The following is a 20,094-nucleotide window of genomic DNA, read 5'->3' as shown; positions in this document are numbered from 1 at the left end:
CTGTCCGACCCCCGCGAACCGCGTGGTCCGAACCAATGGTGGTTGTCTTGAAAACCTTTTCATGCCATTCTTGCGCCGCGATGACGAAGCGGTATCCCGCGAAGGATGCGATTCATGAGCACAGAAATCACTGGACTGGACCCCGAATCCGGGCGCACTGTCCGCGTGAGGGTCAGCGACGGTGTCATCGATGCCGTCGACGACATCCCGGACGCCGACGACACCTGCTGGCTCGCGCCGGGACTGATCGACCTGCAGGTCAACGGGTACGCGGGGTACGACGTCAACGCGGCCGACGTCGACGTCGAAACGATCGTGGGGTTGACGGGCGCGCTCGCGGACGAAGGTGTCACGACGTTCGCGCCGACCATCATCACCGCACCTGAGCACCGGATCACCGCCGCGCTGGCGGTGATCGCCAGGGCGAGGGCGGTCGATCCGGCGGTACGGCACGCGATTTCCCATGTACACGTGGAAGGTCCGCACATCTCGGCGGAAGAGGGTCCGCGCGGGGCACACGACCGCGAGTGGGTGAGGCCACCGTCGGTGGCGGAGTTCCTGCGGTGGCAACGAGCCTGCGACGGACTCGTCGGCATGGTGACGCTTTCACCGCACTACCCGGGCAGCACCGGGTACATCGCGGCGCTCCGGGAGCACGGCGTCCATGTCGCGATCGGCCACACCCATTGTGAGCACGCCGAAATCGAAGCCGCGGTCATGGCAGGCGCGAGTGTCTCCACCCATCTGGGCAACGGCGCGCACGCGATGCTGCCGCGTCATCCGAACTACCTCTGGTCCCAGCTGGCCGAAGTCCGCCTGACAGCGGGTTTCATCGCCGACGGGCATCACCTGGACCCCGCCGTCTTCACCGCGATGCTGCGCGCGAAAGGGCTCGACCGGGCGTTCCTGGTCTCCGACGCGGTCGCGCTGGCCGGGCTGGCGCCAGGGGTGTACGACACGCCGGTCGGCGGGCAGGTCGAACTCGGCGCCGACGGCAGGCTGGCCCGGTTCGGTACCCCGTTCCTCGCCGGCGCCGCGCTCGGCCTCGCCGACGGGGTGGCCGGCGCGGTGGCGATGGCGGAGATCGCATTGGCGGACTCGCTCGCACTGGCCACCGTGAATCCCGCCCGCTTCGTCCGGACAGGACCTCCACGTGGCGTGCTCAGGCCGGGCGCGGCGGCGGACCTGATCCGGTTCCGGTGGCAGCCCGGTGACCGCACACTGCGACTCGACCGCGTGCTGACCGCCACTTCGACCACCAAGGGACTCGCTCCATGAGAATCGACAGCGCGGAAGTCATCGTCACCAGCCCCGGCCGGAACTACGTCACGCTGAAGCTCACCACCGACACCGGCGTCACCGGGCTCGGCGACGCCACACTGAACGGCCGTGAACTGGCGGTCGTGTCGTACTTGCGCGACCACGTCTGTCCACAGCTGATCGGCAAGGACGCGTCGCGGATCACCGACATCTGGGAATACCTCTACAAAGGCGCGTATTGGCGGCGCGGCCCGGTCACGATGACGGCGATCGCCGGTGTCGACTGCGCGCTGTGGGACATCCTCGGCAAGGCCACCGGGCGTCCGGTCCACGAACTGCTCGGCGGTGCGGTCCGCGACGGCGTGCTCGTCTACGGGCACGCCAACGGGCAGACGATCGACGACGTGCTCGCCGACGTCGGCCGCTACCTCGAAGCGGGTTACCGCGCGATCCGGGTGCAGGCGTCTGTTCCTGGCCTGGACAGCACCTACGGCATCCACCACGACGGCACCGGGCACACCTACGAACCCGCGGACGCCAGGTACCCCACCGAGAACGTCTGGGATTCCGCCGCGTATCTGCGGTTCGCCCCCGAGCTGATGGCGGCCGTCCGCGCCGAGCACGGCTACGACTTCCACCTGCTGCACGACGTCCACCACCGGCTCACCCCTCGTGAAGCCGCGAGGCTGGGCAAGTCGCTCGAACCGTTCGACATGTTCTGGATCGAGGACGCCACCCCGGCAGAGGACCAGACCGCCTTCGAACTGATCCGGGCGCACACGGTCACGCCGCTGGCCGTCGGCGAGGTGTTCAACTCCATTTGGGACTGCCGGCACCTGATCTCGAACCGGCTCGTCGACTACATCCGCTGCTCGGTCTCGCACACCGGCGGGATCACCCACCTGCGCAAGATCTTCGACCTCGCCGCCCTGTACGGGGTCCGCACCGGATCACACGGCGCCGGTGACCTCTCGCCGGTGTCCTTCGCAGCCGCGCTGCAACTCGACCTGGCCGTGCCGAACTTCGGCATCCAGGAGTACATGGGCCACCTCAGCCCGGCCGAGGAGGTTTTCAAGACCGCCTACCGGTTCGAAGACGGGTACATGAAACCGGGAGACCGGCCAGGACTCGGCGTCGAGATCGACGAGGAGGCCGCCGCCCGGTACGCCTACGAGCCGAAGTCCCTGCCTGTCAACCGCCTTCGCGACGGAACGATCCATGACTGGTGAGCCGACCGTGTTGTCGGCAGGCGTACTCCCCCATCTGCCTGCGACGATCCGGCAACCGTCCCGGCGCGGCGCCGCGCCGCCCGGAATCGTCCATATAGGACCCGGTGCCTTCCATCGCGCCCATCAGGCCGTCTACACCGAGGACGCCGGCGACGGGTGGCAGATCCTCGCGGTCAGTCCCCGGTCGACCATCACCGCGGACCACCTGGCGGCGCAGGACTGCTACTTCAGCGTCACCGAACTCGACGGCCGCCACGAACGGACACGCGTGATCGGCTCGATCAGCCAGGCTCTGGCACTGGCCAGGCAGCCGGCAGCATTCGACGACGCCATCGCCGCGCCGAGCACCCGGGTCGTGACGCTGACGATCACCGAACAGGGCTACGCCGAGCAGGCGGCGCTCGGTCAGCTGGTCTCGGGCCTGCTCGCCCGCCTCGACGGCCACGCGGAGCCGCTCGCGATCGTCGCCTGCGACAACCTCCGCAACGCCGACCTCGTGCTGCCGCGCGCACTCGACGCACTCGCTCGAGGGCTCGATCCAGGACGGTACCGAGCTTTTTCGGACTATCTGGCCACTTCGGTGTCGTTCCCGGCTTCGGTCGTCGACCGGATCACACCCACGGCCACCGCGGGCGACCTGAGCGCGATCGCGGACCGGCTCGGTGTCACCGACCGGGCGGCGGTGATCACCGAGCCGGACAAACTCTGGGTCCTCACCGACGAATTCCCGGCGGGCAGGCCGAGCTGGGACAAAGCGGGCGCCATCTTCGTCGGCGATGTCGAGCCGTACGAACAACGGAAACTCCGGCTGCTCAACGGCGTCCACTCGGCGCTGGCGTATCTGGGCACGCTCTGCGACCACGAGACCATCGCCGAAGCCGTCGCCGATCCCCGGCTCGAGGGTTTCGCCCGCACCTTCGCGGCCACCGACATCATCCCCGCGCTGGAGGCGAAGTACGGGCCGGGCATCGAAGCGGGCCGCTACTTCGAAACCACGCTCGCCCGGTTCGCCAACCCGGCATTGCGGCATACGACCGAACAGGTCTCCCGGGATGGCTCGCGCAAGATCCCGCTGCGGATCCTCGACACGATCAGCGAACGCCTGGCCGCCGGGAGAATCCCGGTGCACGCCATCACGGTCGTCGCGGCGTGGCTCGTCTTCGCCGCCACCGGTGTGTCCGGCAGCGGGCGGCCACTTCGGGTGACCGACCCCGTCGCCGACCAGCTGAGGTCGATGCCGATCGACCTCGACAAAGCCGTCACGCTCCTGTGCGGCCACGACACCGAATTGGCCAGCGACAAGCGGTTCCTGCTGACGCTGGGCGACCAGACGGACAAGATCGCCCGCCATGGCGCGGCCGCGGTCATCGACGAACTTCTCACCTGAGAAAGGATTCTCCATGTCACCACGCAGACGTTCACTGGCCGCCGTCTTGGCCGCCGTCGTGCTCGCCGGTCTGCTCCCGGCCACGGCTTCCGCCGCGGCCAGCTCGGTGCCATTCAGCGCTGTCGTGCCCGCACCGGCGGCCGCGAGCCAGTCGAAGAGCGTCAAATACACCCTCCGGGCGAATGCCGCCATCGCCACCGACTCGCAGGCCGTCGGCGACTATCTCGCGACGATCCTGCGCCGTTCCACGGGCTACCGGGTCCCGGTGCACACGCCGTCGTGGCACCGCGAGCCGATCTCGCTGCTGCTGTCGGGTGCGCCTTCGAGTGTGGGCGATGAGGGGTACCAGCTCGACATCTCGGCTTCCGGGGTCACCGTGCGGGCGCGCAAACCCGCCGGGCTTTTCGCCGGTGTGCAGACGATCCTGCAGTTGCTCCCGCCCGCGGCGCAGGGTGCCACGGTGGCCGCCGGACCGTGGACGCTCTCCGGTGGCCGGATCGTCGACAGTCCCCGGTTCCCCTATCGGGGCGCGATGCTCGACGTCGCGCGGCGGTTCTTCACCGTCGAGCAGGTGAAGCGGTACATCGACCAGGTCGCGCGGTACAAGCTCAACACCGTCCACTTGCACCTGACCGACGACCAGGGCTGGCGGCTGATGATCAACGGCTGGGAGCGGCTGGCCACCTACGGCGGCAGCACCTCGGTCGGCGGCGGGCCCGGTGGTTACTACACGCAGGCCGACTACGCCGACATCGTCGCCTACGCCCAGTCGCGTTTCATCACGGTGGTCCCCGAGGTCGACATGCCAGGTCACACCAACGCGGCGCTCGCCTCGTACGCCGAGCTGAACTGCGACGGCAAGGCGCCGCCGCTCTACACCGGCGTCGAGGTCGGGTTCAGCTCGCTGTGCACCGGCAAGGAGATCACGTACCAGTTCCTCGACGCCGTCATCGGCCAGCTGGCCGCGCTGACGCCCGGCCAGTACCTGCACATCGGCGGCGACGAGACGATGGCGACGAAACCGGCCGACTACAACGCCTTCATCGGCCGCGTCCAGCAGATCGCCGCCGCGCACGGCAAGTCCGTGATCGGCTGGCACGAGGTCGCCAAAGCCACGCTCGCCCCGGCCACGATCGCGCAGTTCTGGTTCACCACCACCAGCGACAGCGACGTGGCGGCCGCGGTCAAGAACGGCACGACGGTCGTGATGTCACCGGCGCCGCACACGTACCTCAACATGAAGTACGACAAGGACACCGTCCTCGGACAGGACTGGGCAGGCTACACCGAGGTCAAGAAGTCCTACGACTGGAATCCCGGCGCGTATCTCACCGGCGTCGGCGAGTCGGCAGTGCTCGGTGTCGAAGCTCCACTGTGGACTTCGACGATCAAGACCAGCGCCGACATCGAGTACATGATCTTCCCTCGGCTGGTGTCGATCGCGGAAATCGGGTGGTCCCCGCAGCGCACCCACGACTGGACCGCGTTCGCCGAACGACTCGGCAAGCAAGGTCCATTGTGGAAACTGCTCGGCATCGACTACCACAAGTCGCCGCAAATTCCCTGGGCAGCGGGTTCCTGACCCGCGGCCTGCCCTTCACATCAAAGGAGATGCAATGGGTTTCACGAGATGGCGGACACTGTGCGCGGCCACGGCCGTACTGGTGGCCGGGCTGACCCCGCCGGCATCGGCCGCCACGTTCGTCGACGAGTTCGACTCGTTGAACACGGGCGTGTGGGCCTGCGAGTACAGCTGCCCCGCGGTCGCCGACGGCGTGGCCAGGTTCAACCTCAAGCCCGGCGCCGCGCCGAACACCGCGGGCTCGTGGTCGAAGATCAGGTACAAGACGAAGCGTTTCACCTCCGCCAAGGTCGTCACCCGGTTCGCGCTCAGCGCCAGGCCGACGCAAGCCGTGTGGTGGGGAACCGCGTTCTGGAGCGACGGCCCCGCCGCCGACGGAAGCCAGTTCAACGAGGTCAACTTCGGCTACACGACCAGCCAAAGCTTCACCAACTCGCAGCTGCGCTTCGAAAGCGCGAAACGTGGTAAGTACGTTTCGCTCAAGGTGGACACCGGCGTCAACCTCTACGACGGCAAATACCACACGGCGACGCTCGAGTACACCTCGTCGTACGTCAAGCTCTACTTCGACGGCAAGCTGCTCCAGACGATCACCGACACCAGCGTCATCCCCACCGACGCCATGGACCTCGTCGTCGGCCCGCGCCTGGTGACCGGTAGCTCGCCACTGAATACCACGTTCACCCAGACGGTCGGCTCGGTCGAGATCTCCTAGAACAAGGGAGCGCCGCTTCCGCAACACTCCACCACGCGGAAGCGGCGCCCATCCGTCCAGCCGACACGGCCGGAGTGCCGGCCGCGCGGCGCTGACTGTGTTGATCAGCCAGGAACGTTGCGCGGGTCGTTGCCGTAGCTGTTGCGCTCGCCGATCGAGCCATCCTGGTTGCGGATGATGTGCTCGACCTCGCGTTACTGGGCCATCGCCTTACCCGTGGCCTGCGCTTCGGCTTTCGTAGCCGCAGTGTTCGCCGCGCGCGAGCTGCCCTTCGCTCCGTCCACCTATCTGTGGATCGCCGACTACGTCTCGAGTTCGGCACCCGTACCCACGGGTTGGAGCACCTGGACGTTCTGGCAGCACACGGCGAGCGCGACCGTGCCCGGCATCCCCACCCGCGCTGACCGCAACTGGTTCAACGGCTCACTGACCGACCTCCGCAGGCTCGCAGGCCTCGATGGTGGTTTCACCCGCGACGTGACGGGCAACGGCTGGGACGACATCGTCGCCCGCAATGCCTCCGACGGAAACCTCTGCCTGTACGACGGTTTCGCCGACGGAAGGCTCGCGTCACCAAGGAAAATCGGCTCTGGCTGGGGCGGCACGACCACCGTCATGACGGGCGAGTTCACCGGCGACGGCCAAGCGGACCTCCTCGGCGTCAACGTATTGGGCGAGCTGAACGTCTACGCGGGAAGCGGCGGCACGTTCGCGGCACCGCGCAAACTCGGCACCGGCTGGAACGCCCAGCGTTCGATTGTCACCGGCGCGTTCACCACCAGCGGCCACGACGACATCATCGGCATCCAAAACGACTCCGGCGACCTGTACTTCTACGCAGGCAACGGAAGCACGTTCGCGGCACCCCGCAAGCTCGCCTCCGGCTGGGGTGGCCAAACCGCACTCGTCGCGGGCGACTTCAACCACGACGGCCATGCGGACCTGGTCGGCCGCACCGCCGACGGCACCTTGAATCTCTACCCGAGCACAGGTACCGGCCTCGGCACCGCCGTCCGCTCGGCAGCGGCTGGAACGGCATGGATCTCTTCCAGTCGTAGGGTTCTGCGCGGGGCGGCGGGCGTCTTGCCCGCCACCTCTCCTTATATGAGTCCTGGGCGGCGAAACCCCCGAGTCGCCGAGCGGCGTCGGCCCGGGTGTCCAGGTAGCCGAGGTCAGCGCGGCCGAACCCTCAGCGTCGCAATGCCGCACGACAGGATCAAGGGATTTCACACCCGCCTGAAAACCCTTGCCGCGCAGTTTGCCGGTCACCACACTGGCCAGCGAACCATGTGATCTACTCACCAGAAAGGCGCACGGTATGGTCGAACGATTCAAGGGTGCGCGCGGTCGCGTGATTCGACGCACGCTTTCGGTGCTGATGGTGTTCATCGCGGCGATCGCCGCCACCACTCAGCCCGCGCTCGCCCAGCGAGGCGGTGGAAACTACTTCTACCAGGGGATCGCTTCTTCGATCATCGCGCCATGGGGTGACTCGTGCGACGAGCTGGGCGACGTCGCCGAATGGTCCATGCGAACCCAGGTATGGGGCAATTTCACCGGGTCGAATCTCTACGTTGACCGAATCGACGTCATCAACGAGACGAATTTCTCGCTGCACTTCGGGCAGTACTCCTCCCAGGATCAGGGCGGCTCCTTCGGCTTGCCACTGACCGGTATCAACCCGAACTCGCGGGCGACGTTCTACCCGCGCCGCTGGATCACCGGTGTCCAGATGACGCACTGGTTCACCGTCGGCCAGTGGGGCCACGTCGGAGCCTGCTACAACGGAGGGCTGATCCCCCTGTCTTTCGTCCGCTTCTAGTCGTCCGCTCCGCCGCTGCCCCATCGTCCACTTGGGACACAAAGAACCCTGACGTGGGATCAGCCCGCGTCGGGCCGGGAAGGAACAACATGAGCAAGGTAATGTGTGGCGTGGTGGCTTCCGCGGTGTTCGCACTGGCAGGCCTCGGGTCGGCTCCCGCGTCCGCGTCGGATGCGGCCCCCGCCACCGTGCAAGGCTGTTCGGCCGTGGTCAAGTACGACACCACGATGTACCGCACGCCGAGCACCCAATACCCGCTCCGGCCGTTGGCGGCCGGTAAATGGGTCACCGTTCACGTGCAGGAAAAAGGGTACTGGCTGACCGGCGACAACGACCAGGAAGCGGGCTGGGTAGACATTCTCGCCCTCTCCGTGCGCCCCTGTTAGCACTGCGGTCGCAGTTCGAGATACGGCGATTTCGTCATCTGTCGACAGATGACGAAATCGCCGCCAGCGAGGAAGACCAGGCCTCGCCTGCCACCGCGCTCGCTAGCTAATCGATGGCTTTCTTGATCTTGCCGATGACCCCGGTCTCGGTGCCCAGTTCAGGTTTCCGCGGTTCCCCGAGCTTGCCGTCGTAGGTGGCGTACAACAGCGGGTCAGGCGGCGGCGGGGTACCGGGACCCCCGAGCGGTGCTGGGTCGGCCAGGAAATCCATGGTGTGCTGCCCGTCCGGAGCTGTCCCGCTCGCCCACCGGCCCTCGGCCGAGGCATTGCCATCGGAAAGGCTCCACAGTTGGGTCGCGTGCGCGGCGTGTTCTTCGTCGAACAGCGCGTCCGGCGCCACGACACCGGCCAACCCGTCCGCCTGCAGTTCCTCGATGGCGGCGAGCCACAGGTTCTGGTGATAAGTGTCGCGGGCGAGGTTGAACCGCAGCATGTCACGGACGCCGGGGTCGTCGGTCATGTTGTACAGCCGCGCGGTCTGGACTCTGCCTTGGGCTTCGGCGGCGACGTTGGCGCGGAAATCGGCGAGCAGGTTGCCGCTGGCGATGATGTAGCGGCCGTTCCACGGCACGCCGTTGGAGTCCGCGAGCAGCGCCCCTCCCCCGCCGACTATCGCGTGCTGCGGATCCATCCCGCCGAGCACCGCCGCCGTCACCGGGTCGGCGAGTGCCGCACGAGTCGATTCCGTCGCCGGAGCACCCTCGAGCAACCGGGCGACCATCGTCGCGATCATTTCGACGTGCCCGATCTCTTCGGTCGCCACGTCCATGATCATGTCCTTGTACTTTCCAGGCATCCGGCAATTCCAGCCCTGGAACAGATACTGCATGGTCACCGTCATCTCGCCGTAGGCGCCACCGATGAGCTCCTGCAGCTTGCGCGCGTACACGGGATCCGGTTTCTCCGGCTTTGCCTGGAACTGCAAGTGATCCGTATGGCGGAACATCCATTTCTCCTTTGGTTTAAGGCCCGGGAAGGAACTGGTTTCCCCGGCAACCAGAGTGGAAACAGAAAGATCGCGTTTTGGCGATCGGCGGAAACGATCAGCGGTCTCAGGCCGCTGTGCTGAACTTGAAGCAGGCGCTCGAAATGATGACCGCCGTGGTGCACAGCCGCACGCTGGGGTCGCTCACCACCGGATAGGCCGCACCCGCGTGCTCGACCCGCTGAACGATCGTGTGCCCGTCGATGGCGTGTTGATGAGCACTCTTCCGTCCGCGTCCGGAACGAGTGAGCCGCCGGCCGGCACCCGGACCGGAAACCGGTATCCCGTTCGCGCGCTTGCCTTCTTCGCCACGACCATGGCGCGCGCCGAGCAGTCTTCCAGCGCCCGGACGCCGACGTCCGCCGGTCCGAGTTTGTCGACGTAGAGGACGGCGCCATCCGGTCGCGGTGGTCAAATGGTCAGGGTCGGACTGCCTGCTGGGGCCGCTCCTCGTGCTCGGCCTCATCGTCGACGTTGTCGTCCAGGGCCTGTTCGACGGGAAGCAGCTGGTCACCGACATCGGCCGGGTGGCCGGATTCGTACTCAGCGCGATCCTGATCAGAATGATCGGACGCGGGCTGAACCGGCGCGGCACCAAACACACACTCTATGACGCGCCCATGCAAAACTACTGGTGGCTGGCGATGACCTGCGTCGTACTGACCTTGGCCCTGGTCCTTGTGCTGCGCCTCTAGCAGTCGTCGGCCTGGCTACCTCCGCTGGAATTGTCCACGACTCGGAGACGGGGGTTCTTCGCGAGGAATCCCCGGGAGGGCTGCACGCCGGAGCCGACGGTATCGAGCACCCGCAGACGCGGAAGCCTGTCCAGCAATGACAGATCGCGGACGCGCCGGCAGTCACGCAGGCGGAAACGGCGCAGCTCTTTGAGTTCGACCAGCTCGGTCAGGTCGGCGCAACTGCGCAACCCGACCAGGGACAACTCCTCGAGACCGCGGAACTCCGCGATTCCTCGCATCGAGTCAAGCGAGTCGCACCATTGGATGGTCAGGGACCGTATGCCGTGAACACCGCGAGCTTCGCTGAGGTCGCGAAGCTGGGGAGACTCCGTGAGTGTGAGAGTTTCGAGGGCCGGCAGCCCGGAAAGGTCACCAATGCTCGCCACAGAATGGCAGTCGTCCAGTACGAGCTGGCGCAGGTGCCGATGCTCGCCGAGGTCGCCCACCGAGTTCAGATCGACGCAGCTGCGCAGTCGTAACGCCGTCAAGGCGGGCAGGCCGGCGGTCAAATGGAAGGTGGTCACCTGATCGATAGGTCCGATCTCGAGCTCTTCGAGGCCCCTCAGCCGGGCTAAAGCGGAGAAGTCGGTGGCTGGGGCGATGTCCACGAGTGTCAGACGGGTCAGGCTCGGCAGGGTCGAGAGCACCTTGATGTCGCGTAGGTTCTCGCATTGCGTCACTGCCACAGTCGACACGGGTCCCACGCAGTCACGCAACCACGTCAAGCTCGTGACGGCCGGGCACCCGGTCAGTCGCACCCCGCTCAGCGTTGGCAGTTTCGCCGCGGCCAAGAGGTCGCTGGGCTTCGCGGTTTTGTCGAATTCACACACCACTGTGGCGAACGGTGATATCTCGACACCCGGTAGCACGGTCATGTCGTTCACAACCAAGGTCACGGCGCTGGTGGCCGCCTCCTTGAAGGCGCGTTTGGCGAACTCGATTGGGTCAAAGAACGGCCATACGCTTACCAGCTCGTCACCGATCGAATCGAACGAGTACTCCTTCGCGATCCCTGTGATGAGTTCCAGTGCCTCCGGACCGCCGACCAACGCCGCGGTCCGAATGCTCGCTACGGCCTCATCGGCGCGCAGGCCTGACACCGAGAGGTACCGGAGCGCGTCGGCACCGCTCATCGCCAGTGATCTCGCCTCGTCAAGTGTGCGAGGAGGAAGGATTTCACGAATCTCTTCCAGAGCCTCTTCATAGAGTTCGGGCTCAAGCCGGTTCGCTGTCTCCAGGCAGCGCACCACCAGCATCCTGAGTTGTTTGCGTTCGCTTTCGGTCTTGGCATCGGCGACTTTGTCGAGGAGCTTTTCGAAGATTCGGTTCTGTTCTTTGGGTCTTGCTTGCCCCAGTGCCATGACGATGATCTCGTCAGACTGCTTGTGTCGGATTCTCGAAATAAGCTTTTCAGCAAGGTCGCTTTCGATTATTTTGCGAGCACACAGGAACTCTTGGAAAGTCTTGTGCAGAAAGTCCACTCTGCCCACCACCGGCTCGCGCAGCACGCCGGTGCGCAGCAGGAGATGTCGGTAGACGTCATCCGGTTCCAGGTGGCGCCCGCTGAAGTTCCTGAGGCTGAGCTGGATCTGATACAGGACCCGCGCGCGATCAGCCGTGGCCAGTCCCGTTTCGGTGTACCAGTGGGCGAGATCGGCGAGGATCTGCAGTTTGTCGCCGACAGACAATTCGTTCGCCAGTTTGTCTACCACGTCCCTTCCGGAGTCGCGTTTGGTGAGTAGCATTTCCAACGCGGTCTGATAGATCTCGATCCGCCGGGTCGGGAGTTTGCTCCGCAGGTCCCGGTTCAGAGCACACAGAAGCGCGCACAACAACGGGCTCGTCGCCAGGTTTTTCAGCGCCAAGCTCGCGTCGATCGACGCCACCAGCCGCCCGCGCAGTATTTCCAGGTCAAGCCGCTCCTCATCGGACTCGTCCTGTCCTGCGGCCTCGTGCCAGTGCCTGATGAACAGGTTGACGTGCCCTGGGCTCATCGCTTGCATTTCAGCGTGGCGAAATCCGACGTTCGCCAGCCAGTCGTCGCTGACAGCCGGCGAGCGCGAGGTGAGCACGTAGCGGCATCCGGGATAGGTCGCGACAAGATCTTCGATCCAGCCGTGAACATCCATGCGCCTGTGCTCGGGCAGCTCGTCCAAACCGTCCACGAGAACCAAAGCCCGATCATCTCGCAGGATCGAGGAAATCCACCCAGGCGGCTTGTCCGCCAGAACCTGCCAGCCAACGCCCGCGTTGAGTTCCTCCGGGCCGGGCAGCGGCTTGTCGCTGTAGCGCCGTAGCTGAATGAAAAACGGCACCAAGTCGTTCCAACGCTGCAGTGGGGCGTCGAACCTGCACTGAGCGGCGTTGACAGCGAGCCAACGAAGCAAGGTTGTCTTCCCCGAGCCCGCCTCGCCACGCACCAGCAGTCTCGGGTTCTGCGCCAACACGATTTCGACACCACGCTCATCCGCGGATCTCGCGACATCGGCACCCGCTCGAGCGAACAACGTCTCCTCGCGACCATGGCCGGCCAGAACCGTCAACCCCACATAGGCGACACTCAACGGCAGCCGCCTCTTCGGGCTGATCGAGGTCACACCGAACAGCTCGACGAGATCGAGTTTGCGTGCAACTTCGCGGGCGTACGCAATCTCCAAATCCGATTTCTGCCGGTTCCGGTCGGCCGACCGCTGAGGCATACGGTCAAGGATTTCCCGCAGGCTCTCGATGATCGCGGAGTCACGTATCAGGAGCTCGCGCAACGCGCGCCCCTGAAAGCCGGGCAGCGTGATGATGATTTCAGCGAAGTAGGCCACTGATTCCCACAGCACCAGCTCGAAGTATCGAGTCGTCTCCGGGCCGAGGTGGGACCCCGCCAGTACCGTACGTACGGGTTCGGCGAGCACCTCTTCGAGTCCGCTCAAACTCACGTTCGCGCGAAGGATCGCCGCGTCACCGAGATCCGCGATCTCCAGTGTTTTCGCCACCGCGTCGAGCGCGGCGGCCTGCTCATTGCCCGGCAGCCGCGGGAACTCGGCCGCCACATAGTCGGACAGTTTCGCCGCGATCGTCTCGGCCAGCTGCGCCACTTGTTTCTCGAGGCGCTGTTGAGGGAGCACCCCCAAACCTCGCGCTCGAGCGAGTTCAGCAAGGCTGAGCCCTCTGGCGAGCTGCTTCGTGCGCTCGGCTAGCCACAACTTCCCGCATGCGGTGGCGATGGAACCAGCGACCTTCAGTAATCCCGCCGCGATCGACACTCCGGTAAGACTCCGTTCCCATGACCGCCGACACACCCGGTACCAGGGTCGCAGAACGCATCAAATCCGTTACGCGGATCCGCCGGCCCGTGGTGGCACGTCAAGGTCGTCACCTCGGGGCAGGCCCGGAATCGCTTTGGCTCCGGGCAAGATCGATGAAGCGACGAACGCACGTGACGCCGATACGCGCTGTCATCGGCGATTGACTCAGCCGAGGAGTCGGCTGCGCCATCCAAGGACGCCTGCCAGCCCGGCGGATACATGAGGTAGCCCTCTTTCCGTTGTGTCCTACCCTTTCTGTTGATCTTGGCGCTCCTCGATAGCGCGCGGAGTGGTCAACCCCGTTAGATCGACTGGGGAGGGCAGTCACCCGGCGGCCGGTACGGAACGAGGGGCGAACACAGATGCACCGCAGAAGGATCACGTCGGCCGTCGCGGTCGCCACACTCGGCATGGCGGCCTGTGTGGCGGCGCCGGCGGTGGCCAACGCTGCCGAGGTGGTGTGGACGCCTTGCCAGGATGACCATCTCAGCGGCCTCGAGTGCGCCACCGTCAAGGTTCCGATGGACTACAACGCTCCCGATGCGGGCACCGTCACGATCGCGATCAGCAGGCACAAGGCGACCGCCCCGGCGCGGCGCCGGGGCGTGCTGTTCACCAACCCCGGCGGGCCTGGCGGCGACGGCCGCGGGCTCCCCAAGGAATACGCGAGCCAGCCGATCGCGAAGGTGTACGACATCATCGGCATCGACCCACGTGGCACCGGGGCATCCACGCCCCTGAGCTGCAAACCCACCGATTCCTACGGTTCCATCCGGCTGCTGAGCAGGCCGACCGAAGACGAGCTGGGCCTGTTCACCGAGGTGGCGCGTGCCCAGGAGAAGGCGTGCGCGGACGGCGGCGGAAAGTTCCGCGCGTTCGTCACCACGCCCAACACCGCGCGGGACATGGACAAGATTCGCGCCGAGCTGGGTGAGGACAAGATCAACTACCTCGGGGTTTCCTACGGCACGTGGCTCGGCGCCGTGTACGGCCAGCTGTTCCCCGGCAAGCTGGACCGCAGTGTGCTCGACTCCTCGATCGACCCGGCGAAGACCTGGTACGAGCAGTTCGACGACGGGGCCCGTTCGGTCGAGTTCAACTTCACCCAGTGGGCCAAGTGGGTCGCCGATCGCAACAAGGCCTTCGGGCTCGGCGGCACGCCCAAAGACGTACGCGCCTCGGTCGACGCGATTTCCGCGCACGTCGCGAACAACCCAGGATTCGCGGGCATCATCAACCGCGACATCTTCGACTCCTCCGTGGGCCGGTTCACCCGTTACCGGCCCCAGTGGGCGGACTTCGCCAAGAACCTCAAGGCGGTCACCGCGCAGCTGAAGGGCGGCCCTGCCGACCCGAAAATCGTCGCGGCCAACAAAGCGACCGGCGAGAAGATCCAGAAAGAGGCCGACCAACCTGAGGATTACGAGAACGGTGTGTTCGCCGCCGTGACCTGCGACTGGAAGACCTCCACGGACATCCCGACCGGCTACCACCCGCTCATGCGCAAATGGCGCGATTCCTTCCCCTACGGTGAGACGGTCTTGTCGGTGGCACCGACCAACTGCGCGTTCTACCCACGCCAGGGCCAAGCGGCCGTGACCATCGGGGCGCGGCAGTATCCGGCCGGACTCGTCCTCAACGCGGACGGGGACACGCAGACGGCGCTGGCCTCGGCCAGGAGCATGGCCACCGCATTGAAGGAACCGCTGATCACGGTGACCAACGAAGGCGTCCACTCCGTGTACGGCAACACCGACGTCAGTGACACCAGCACCGCGCGGCCGAACACCTGCGTCGACGACCTGGTCAACAACTACCTGATCGACGGCACCCTGCCCCAGGGCAACCCGAACTGCGCGACGAGCAACCCGCCCGCCGCCGTCCCCACCGACGGCACCGCGATTCAGGACGCGAACAACTGAGCCTGACTCGCGACCGCCTGCCGGGACGGAACACCGCTCAGCGCTCGGCTTTCGCCTGCTCCGCGAAACAGTCCCAAGCACGGCTGACAAGCTCGGGACGGGTCAGCAGGTCGGCGGCGGTGCGCGCCAGCGCGGCGGCCGCGGCCAGCGTCGCCGCCCGTGCGCGCGGGCTCGCCGCCGCGGCCGCGAACTCGGGCTACGACACCGGCTACAGCAGCTGGCGCCACCAGCAATGGAGCCGCTGGCCCTCCGCCGGTCCGCACCACCCGCGGACCTTCCCAACGAAATACTGCGCACGCACCTGTGGCGAGCCTCCCGCGAGGGTGTCACCGGCCGCTGTGTACACCCGGAAACCGGGCAACTGACACCGGTTCAGCAGGTACTCGCCGATCTGATCAGGCTGACAAAGTCTTTTCTCCAAGCCGCGGACGACCTCGAATTCGCCGAAGAGCGGCTGGCCCGGCTCGCCGAAGACGGCGGCGGCGCCGACCGGCAGCGACAGCGTTTCACCCAGCGGCAACGCGCTGAGGACGTCATCGACCTGCTGGCGCGCCCCGCCGGATGAGATCGGGCATCAAGAAGCCCTAGCCAGATCGACCACTGCTGTGGTCCTCAGTGGCCTACTCGCCGGGGAGACCGCCGTCAAAGGTGCATAGCCAGCCAGAACGCCATCCAGGCCAGACAGCCCAAAGCGCCGCCGACCCCGAACGCGAGCAAGACCCGGCGCAAGGCGGCGATACGCCCAGCATGACCTGACATTTCGCTGATTCCCGCATCAACCATGGCGTCAAGATTCCCGATCTCGTTGACGGCAAACATACGAATACACGCATCTGGCGCCCTCGACCCCGGGATCAGCTGAAGATGGGGTTCTCACCAGTGCGAACACGGCGCCGACGGGCGCTTCGCTTTACGCTGGCCGAGTGGCGGCCGACTGTCCACACCGGACTGCTCGGGTCTGTCATGGCGCGCGGCTCGCTAATCCGCCACCGGCGTGCGTGCCTCAGTTCGGCTGTGCGGCTGCCGGAACACAGCGGCTGCGACCGGCGCCTTCGCAGCAAATGTCGGCCCACACTGTTTTGCTCGTGGCGGCCGGATGGTCGAGCACGCCCCAGGTTCGCGCGAGGTTGTTGACGATGAACACGCCCCGACCGCGAGGTGACGTGCTCGCCGAGAGGAGAACCGGGTGTGCGGCGCTGTTGTCGTCGACCTCGATGCGCACGTGGCAGGGCCTCGGGGTGTAGCTCATCCGAACTTCGCCCGATCCGTTTCCATGGTCGTAGGCGTTCGTGATCAACTCGGTCGCGACGAGCAGCACATCGCCGAGGTGCTCGTCACTGAGCTCGCCCAACGTGCGTGACGCCCAGCGCCGGACCTGTACCAACGGCGGGACGGCCGTGCCGCGCAGATCCATCGCCCATAGTCGTGGCGGTACCTGTCCCTCCTCGGATTCCGACATCTCGGATCGGCCCCTTCCCGGGCTCGTGGCCTCGCTGCCGAAGACTCCCCACGCTACCCCGGCCGCGGCGGCATCGACCTGAAGAGCCACAGGCGACCCAGCGGTCACCTCTTCGGGTGACGGAGTAAATCTGTTCTGGCGGGGGTAGACATTCGCCGCTGGGCGTGTGTAGTGTTCTCCTTGTACGAGAGAGACAACGTCAAACAGGCGCGGGAGATGACGTAACTACCCGCGAGGTGAGACAAGACGGTCAGGCAGGACGGAGCCGATCAACGGACAGGTTTCGGCTGGTGACCGGTGCAGTACCCGGGACCGGGTTGTGAAGAAGGTAGTGACGGTCCCGTCGAGGAAGTGGCAAGACGCGGGTGGAGTTCGCGCATCCGTGGAAGTGATCGATGTGGTGCAAGTAGTTCGCAGTAGGCAATGAAGACGGCCGGGCGTGGCGGAGCCAGTCAGTGAAGGGGTTCCGCCGCGGCGGCCGGCGACGTCAGGCGTGCTGGGACCGATCTTGGTAAGGGGTTCCGGCCGGTGACGATCGCGCAGGCACAAGGTAAGAGAAAAACACAGGAAAGAAGGGAAAGGGCACATCATTGGATCGCCCGCCGCGGGCTGACAGCACCGCGCGGGTACCGCAGTCCCATCGGATTGGAAGGTGGTTCTCGGTTACGACTCAGCGATCCCCGCTCGACACGTCACTCAGACAGTCGACGCGGGTACGGAAAGCCGGCCTCACGGCCGGTTGACAATGGTGAAACCCAATCCTGGGACCCCGGGTGCCGAAGTGGCACCCGGGGTCCCTTGTGATGTGGAGGTGGAATGATTCCTGACCAAGGCACGACCGCCGAGCCCGGTTCCGACGGGCCCGACAAGTTCGACGACGAGCACTACCCCGCGTACACGATGGGCCGGGCCGCGGCGATGCTCGGCACCACGCAAGGGTTCCTGCGCAGCCTCGACGAGGCGAAGCTCATCGAGCCGCAGCGCTCCACCGGCGGACACCGCCGCTACAGCCGGCACCAGCTGCGCATCGCGGCACGCGTACGGGAACTGGTGGACCAGGGCACCGCCGTGGACGCCGCCTGCCGCATCATCTCCCTCGAAGACCAGCTCCACGAGGCCCAGCAGCTGAACAACAACCTCCAGAAGTCCTCCGACTGACCTCGGGACGGTGTGCCGACGACACTCTCGTGCGGCACACCGACACCAGGTCGATGGAGACCACTGTTACTCGAAGGTCGGTTTCGTGTACGTGACGGGCTGCCCTCGCGACAGCGCGCGAAGACGATCAAGTGCCCGATGGCGTGCCAGCCGGCACACGGTGAGCTGTGCGCTCAGGCTGCTGAGCAGGTCGGGCCCGATTTCCTCGCGGTGGACGTCGGTCCGCGACCAGCGGACCGCACGCACGTGCCGGAAGCCGGGCGCCGCTTCCGTGCGGTATCCGTAGTTACCCGTGATGTCGCCGATCGCGTACAGGCCACCCAGGGTTTTGATCGGCATGACCACCAGATCGCCGACGACGATCTCACGCGAGAACCGCCACAGTTGTCCTGTCCAGTTCGCGACCGTCGAGTGTGACATTTCGGCATACCGGTACCTGAGATCCAGACCCAGCTCGGCTCGGCTGCCGTAGTCGTCAAGGTTCGGCACCCGTTCCCACCCGAGGATGACGAGGCCTTCGCGAAGGGCCTCCTGATCCCGTTCACCGTGCTGTCCGGCGCGGACTTGCCAAGCGGAGTTCACAGCGCACCACCCCACTCACCAGCTCAAGGAGTCACGAGGGCCGGATCGACGTGCCTCAGCCAAGCCGGGCCCACAGCTTGAGAAGTGCACCGAGCCGATCAGGAGACCTGATCGGCTCGGTGAAGCGACTTCGGCGACGAGCGTCGTGAAGATATCTTCGCCTGCGCGCTATGCCGACATCAGTCGTAGGACAGCGCCTCGACGAGCTCGCCGGCGTCCGGGTTCGGCAGCGCCCGCGCCACGTCGGCCTGCGCCACCACGCCGACCAGCTTGTGCCCGTCGATCACGGGCAACCGCCGCACCTTGTACTCGGTCATGGTCCGCAAGATCTCGCTCGCGTCGTCATCGGCGCCGATCGTGACCGCCTCGCCCTGCGCAAGCTCACTCGCGTGCAGCGCGCGAGGGTCCTTCCCCTGCGCGAGCACCTTCACCACGACATCGCGGTCGGTGAGCATGCCCTTCAACCTGCCATCCTCACCACAGATAGGCAGGGCGCCGATATCCTTCTGCGCCATCAGTTTCGCCGCATCCAGCACCGTGTCGGATGCGTTCACACAGGTCACGTCCGAGGTCATGATCTCCCGTGCGGTAGTCATCGTCAGGCTCCTTTCTCGCTGTATCCGCCGATTACCCGCACGCGGGGCGCCGAAACGAATCGGCACGACGCTCCGACAGAACAGCTACGAGGCCCCCGAGTACGGAGAAACATGCGTGGCATCCGCTGGACGATCTACATCGCCGCTGGCCTGCTCATCGTCTCTTCCCTGTCCTTGCTGGCGTGGTCGATGGTGTGGGGGATGCTGTGCGACCCCATGAACACCTTCGTCCGCTGTGAGCGTGAGTTCGCTTTCCGCTGGGACTGGTTGATCGTCCCGATTCCGATCCCCTTTGCGATCTACTCGATCCTGGCGGTTCGCCGTTCCACACAGGCCGTGGATGCCTTGGTTTCCGGGGTGCTCCTGCTCGCGCTGGGCGTGGGGGTGTGGTTGGCGGCCTGGCTGGTAGCGGCCGGCAGTCGCTGAACCCGACTCGGTAGTGAGATGGTGACGACCGGGGATGCGATTGAGATCAGCGCACCGTGGGTAGGACACGGGCACGCGAACAGGATCCTTCACGGAAAGGGAATTTCATGGACTTCACGATGACCAAGACCGTGCAGGCCGGCGTCGAAGTCCACGCCGTTGTCGGTGACATCGACGCGCTCAGCGTCGCGGAGTTCAACGAGCTGCTCACAGCCGCGGTCGAGTCCACATGCGACAGTCCAGCGAAAGCGTTCGTCCTGGACATGAACTCCGTGTCGTTCTGCTCCGTCGGCGGCTTGAAAGCTCTCCTCACGGCACAGCGCAGCGCACGGTCGGCAGGCGTGCACATGGCGGTCACCGCGGGCACGCCCGTGATGGACCGCGCTCTCACCTTGGCCGATCCCGCACGCACGATCAGCTCGTACGCCGACCGCGCGCATGCCTTGCGAGAGTGCGCGTCGATGGCCGACCACGCTGCTCGGGGCTGAC

20 protein-coding genes are annotated in these 20,094 nt (G+C 65.9%); 14 read left to right on the top strand and 6 right to left on the bottom strand.

Annotated features, from left to right (window positions below; genetic code table 11):
- Window positions 1-114: 114 nt before the first annotated feature.
- The 8 genes from ACFV15_RS29655 to ACFV15_RS29620 all read left to right on the top strand — a co-directional run bounded on the left by ACFV15_RS29655 (window position 115) and on the right by ACFV15_RS29620 (window position 8,381).
- Complete coding sequence (locus ACFV15_RS29655) at window positions 115-1,278, top strand: N-acetylglucosamine-6-phosphate deacetylase (protein ID WP_378354273.1); 1,164 nt, start codon at window positions 115-117, stop codon at window positions 1,276-1,278.
- The gene (gene manD / locus ACFV15_RS29650; RefSeq protein WP_378354271.1) at window positions 1,275-2,489 is read left to right on the top strand and encodes a D-mannonate dehydratase ManD; all 1,215 of its coding nucleotides are present in this window, start codon (window positions 1,275-1,277) and stop codon (window positions 2,487-2,489) included. Before ACFV15_RS29655 ends, manD begins: the two co-directional genes overlap by 4 nt.
- Window positions 2,479-3,876 carry a mannitol dehydrogenase family protein gene (locus tag ACFV15_RS29645; RefSeq protein WP_378354269.1) on the top strand — a complete coding sequence of 466 codons (1,398 nt, stop codon included), beginning with the start codon at window positions 2,479-2,481 and terminating at the stop codon, window positions 3,874-3,876. The genes manD and ACFV15_RS29645 overlap by 11 nt, the downstream gene beginning before the upstream one ends.
- A 13-nt stretch (window positions 3,877-3,889) precedes the next feature.
- Window positions 3,890-5,458: a family 20 glycosylhydrolase gene (locus ACFV15_RS29640; RefSeq protein ID WP_378354267.1), complete on the top strand. Its 1,569-nt coding sequence runs from the start codon at window positions 3,890-3,892 to the stop codon at window positions 5,456-5,458.
- 34 nt (window positions 5,459-5,492) lie between these two features.
- Window positions 5,493-6,173 (top strand): hypothetical protein, encoded by a 681-nt coding sequence (locus ACFV15_RS29635; protein WP_378354265.1) that lies wholly within the window; start codon window positions 5,493-5,495, stop codon window positions 6,171-6,173.
- A gap of 246 nt (window positions 6,174-6,419) precedes the next feature.
- Window positions 6,420-7,466, top strand: a complete 1,047-nt coding sequence (locus ACFV15_RS29630; protein WP_378354263.1) for an FG-GAP-like repeat-containing protein — start codon at window positions 6,420-6,422, stop codon at window positions 7,464-7,466.
- Window positions 7,467-7,524: 58 nt separating this feature from the next.
- A complete protein-coding gene (locus tag ACFV15_RS29625; protein ID WP_378354261.1) occupies window positions 7,525-7,995 on the top strand; it encodes a hypothetical protein in 471 nt (156 codons plus the stop codon).
- A gap of 89 nt (window positions 7,996-8,084) precedes the next feature.
- Window positions 8,085-8,381 (top strand): hypothetical protein, encoded by a 297-nt coding sequence (locus ACFV15_RS29620; protein ID WP_378354259.1) that lies wholly within the window; start codon window positions 8,085-8,087, stop codon window positions 8,379-8,381.
- 106 nt (window positions 8,382-8,487) lie between these two features.
- Here ACFV15_RS29620 and ACFV15_RS29615 read toward each other — a convergent pair whose 3' ends face one another.
- Window positions 8,488-9,387: a manganese catalase family protein gene (locus ACFV15_RS29615; protein WP_378354257.1), complete on the bottom strand. Its 900-nt coding sequence runs from the start codon at window positions 9,385-9,387 to the stop codon at window positions 8,488-8,490.
- Between the two features lie 446 nt (window positions 9,388-9,833).
- Here ACFV15_RS29615 and ACFV15_RS29610 point away from each other — a divergent pair, with 446 nt between their 5' ends.
- Window positions 9,834-10,121 (top strand): hypothetical protein, encoded by a 288-nt coding sequence (locus tag ACFV15_RS29610; protein WP_378354255.1) that lies wholly within the window; start codon window positions 9,834-9,836, stop codon window positions 10,119-10,121.
- On the opposite strand, the gene ACFV15_RS29605 is transcribed toward ACFV15_RS29610, so the two are convergent.
- Window positions 10,118-13,420, bottom strand: a complete 3,303-nt coding sequence (locus ACFV15_RS29605) for an NACHT domain-containing protein (RefSeq protein WP_378354253.1) — start codon at window positions 13,418-13,420, stop codon at window positions 10,118-10,120. The two genes, ACFV15_RS29610 and ACFV15_RS29605, sit on opposite strands and share 4 nt — an antisense overlap.
- A gap of 404 nt (window positions 13,421-13,824) precedes the next feature.
- Between ACFV15_RS29605 and ACFV15_RS29600 the strand changes: the two genes are divergently transcribed.
- Together ACFV15_RS29600 and ACFV15_RS29595 are read left to right on the top strand one after the other, a co-directional pair.
- A complete protein-coding gene (locus tag ACFV15_RS29600) occupies window positions 13,825-15,384 on the top strand; it encodes an alpha/beta fold hydrolase (RefSeq protein WP_378354251.1) in 1,560 nt (519 codons plus the stop codon).
- A gap of 232 nt (window positions 15,385-15,616) precedes the next feature.
- The gene (locus ACFV15_RS29595; protein ID WP_378354249.1) at window positions 15,617-15,949 is read left to right on the top strand and encodes a hypothetical protein; all 333 of its coding nucleotides are present in this window, start codon (window positions 15,617-15,619) and stop codon (window positions 15,947-15,949) included.
- A 77-nt stretch (window positions 15,950-16,026) separates the two neighbouring features.
- On the opposite strand, the gene ACFV15_RS29590 is transcribed toward ACFV15_RS29595, so the two are convergent.
- Both ACFV15_RS29590 and ACFV15_RS29585 read right to left on the bottom strand, forming a co-directional pair.
- Window positions 16,027-16,203, bottom strand: a complete 177-nt coding sequence (locus tag ACFV15_RS29590) for a hypothetical protein (RefSeq protein ID WP_378354247.1) — start codon at window positions 16,201-16,203, stop codon at window positions 16,027-16,029.
- A 184-nt stretch (window positions 16,204-16,387) separates the two neighbouring features.
- On the bottom strand, window positions 16,388-16,843 hold the full coding sequence (locus ACFV15_RS29585) for an ATP-binding protein (protein WP_378354245.1): 456 nt from the start codon (window positions 16,841-16,843) through the stop codon (window positions 16,388-16,390).
- 816 nt (window positions 16,844-17,659) lie between these two features.
- Between ACFV15_RS29585 and ACFV15_RS29580 the strand changes: the two genes are divergently transcribed.
- Window positions 17,660-18,001, top strand: a complete 342-nt coding sequence (locus ACFV15_RS29580) for a MerR family transcriptional regulator (RefSeq protein WP_378354243.1) — start codon at window positions 17,660-17,662, stop codon at window positions 17,999-18,001.
- A gap of 66 nt (window positions 18,002-18,067) precedes the next feature.
- Here ACFV15_RS29580 and ACFV15_RS29575 read toward each other — a convergent pair whose 3' ends face one another.
- Together ACFV15_RS29575 and ACFV15_RS29570 are read right to left on the bottom strand one after the other, a co-directional pair.
- Window positions 18,068-18,583, bottom strand: coding sequence for a restriction endonuclease (locus tag ACFV15_RS29575; RefSeq protein ID WP_378354241.1), 516 nt, complete (start codon window positions 18,581-18,583; stop codon window positions 18,068-18,070).
- 179 nt (window positions 18,584-18,762) lie between these two features.
- Window positions 18,763-19,179 carry a CBS domain-containing protein gene (locus ACFV15_RS29570; protein ID WP_378354239.1) on the bottom strand — a complete coding sequence of 139 codons (417 nt, stop codon included), beginning with the start codon at window positions 19,177-19,179 and terminating at the stop codon, window positions 18,763-18,765.
- A 111-nt stretch (window positions 19,180-19,290) separates the two neighbouring features.
- Between ACFV15_RS29570 and ACFV15_RS29565 the strand changes: the two genes are divergently transcribed.
- Window positions 19,291-19,605 (top strand): hypothetical protein, encoded by a 315-nt coding sequence (locus ACFV15_RS29565; protein WP_378354237.1) that lies wholly within the window; start codon window positions 19,291-19,293, stop codon window positions 19,603-19,605.
- 107 nt (window positions 19,606-19,712) lie between these two features.
- Window positions 19,713-20,093 (top strand): STAS domain-containing protein, encoded by a 381-nt coding sequence (locus tag ACFV15_RS29560; protein ID WP_378354235.1) that lies wholly within the window; start codon window positions 19,713-19,715, stop codon window positions 20,091-20,093.
- Window position 20,094: the final 1 nt, after the last annotated feature.

The sequence above is a fragment of the Amycolatopsis sp. NPDC059657 genome, assembly GCF_042734395.1.
Taxonomy (GTDB): domain Bacteria; phylum Actinomycetota; class Actinomycetes; order Mycobacteriales; family Pseudonocardiaceae; genus Amycolatopsis.
Note: the sequence above shows the minus strand (reverse complement) of the source record. Positions and strands in the feature narration are given on the sequence as shown.

What these genes read in the sequence shown, in the direction of transcription:
- ACFV15_RS29655 (WP_378354273.1), top strand. Translation starts at nt 115, where the DNA reads ATGAGCACAGAAATCACTGGACTGGACCCCGAATCCGGGCGCACTGTC.
- manD (WP_378354271.1), top strand. Translation starts at nt 1,275, where the DNA reads ATGAGAATCGACAGCGCGGAAGTCATCGTCACCAGCCCCGGCCGGAAC.
- ACFV15_RS29645 (WP_378354269.1), top strand. Translation starts at nt 2,479, where the DNA reads ATGACTGGTGAGCCGACCGTGTTGTCGGCAGGCGTACTCCCCCATCTG.
- ACFV15_RS29640 (WP_378354267.1), top strand. Translation starts at nt 3,890, where the DNA reads ATGTCACCACGCAGACGTTCACTGGCCGCCGTCTTGGCCGCCGTCGTG.
- ACFV15_RS29635 (WP_378354265.1), top strand. Translation starts at nt 5,493, where the DNA reads ATGGGTTTCACGAGATGGCGGACACTGTGCGCGGCCACGGCCGTACTG.
- ACFV15_RS29620 (WP_378354259.1), top strand. Translation starts at nt 8,085, where the DNA reads ATGAGCAAGGTAATGTGTGGCGTGGTGGCTTCCGCGGTGTTCGCACTG.
- ACFV15_RS29615 (WP_378354257.1), bottom strand. Translation starts at nt 9,387, where the DNA reads ATGTTCCGCCATACGGATCACTTGCAGTTCCAGGCAAAGCCGGAGAAA.
- ACFV15_RS29600 (WP_378354251.1), top strand. Translation starts at nt 13,825, where the DNA reads ATGCACCGCAGAAGGATCACGTCGGCCGTCGCGGTCGCCACACTCGGC.
- ACFV15_RS29595 (WP_378354249.1), top strand. Translation starts at nt 15,617, where the DNA reads ATGGAGCCGCTGGCCCTCCGCCGGTCCGCACCACCCGCGGACCTTCCC.
- ACFV15_RS29590 (WP_378354247.1), bottom strand. Translation starts at nt 16,203, where the DNA reads ATGTTTGCCGTCAACGAGATCGGGAATCTTGACGCCATGGTTGATGCG.
- ACFV15_RS29585 (WP_378354245.1), bottom strand. Translation starts at nt 16,843, where the DNA reads ATGTCGGAATCCGAGGAGGGACAGGTACCGCCACGACTATGGGCGATG.
- ACFV15_RS29580 (WP_378354243.1), top strand. Translation starts at nt 17,660, where the DNA reads ATGATTCCTGACCAAGGCACGACCGCCGAGCCCGGTTCCGACGGGCCC.
- ACFV15_RS29570 (WP_378354239.1), bottom strand. Translation starts at nt 19,179, where the DNA reads ATGACTACCGCACGGGAGATCATGACCTCGGACGTGACCTGTGTGAAC.
- ACFV15_RS29565 (WP_378354237.1), top strand. Translation starts at nt 19,291, where the DNA reads ATGCGTGGCATCCGCTGGACGATCTACATCGCCGCTGGCCTGCTCATC.
- ACFV15_RS29560 (WP_378354235.1), top strand. Translation starts at nt 19,713, where the DNA reads ATGGACTTCACGATGACCAAGACCGTGCAGGCCGGCGTCGAAGTCCAC.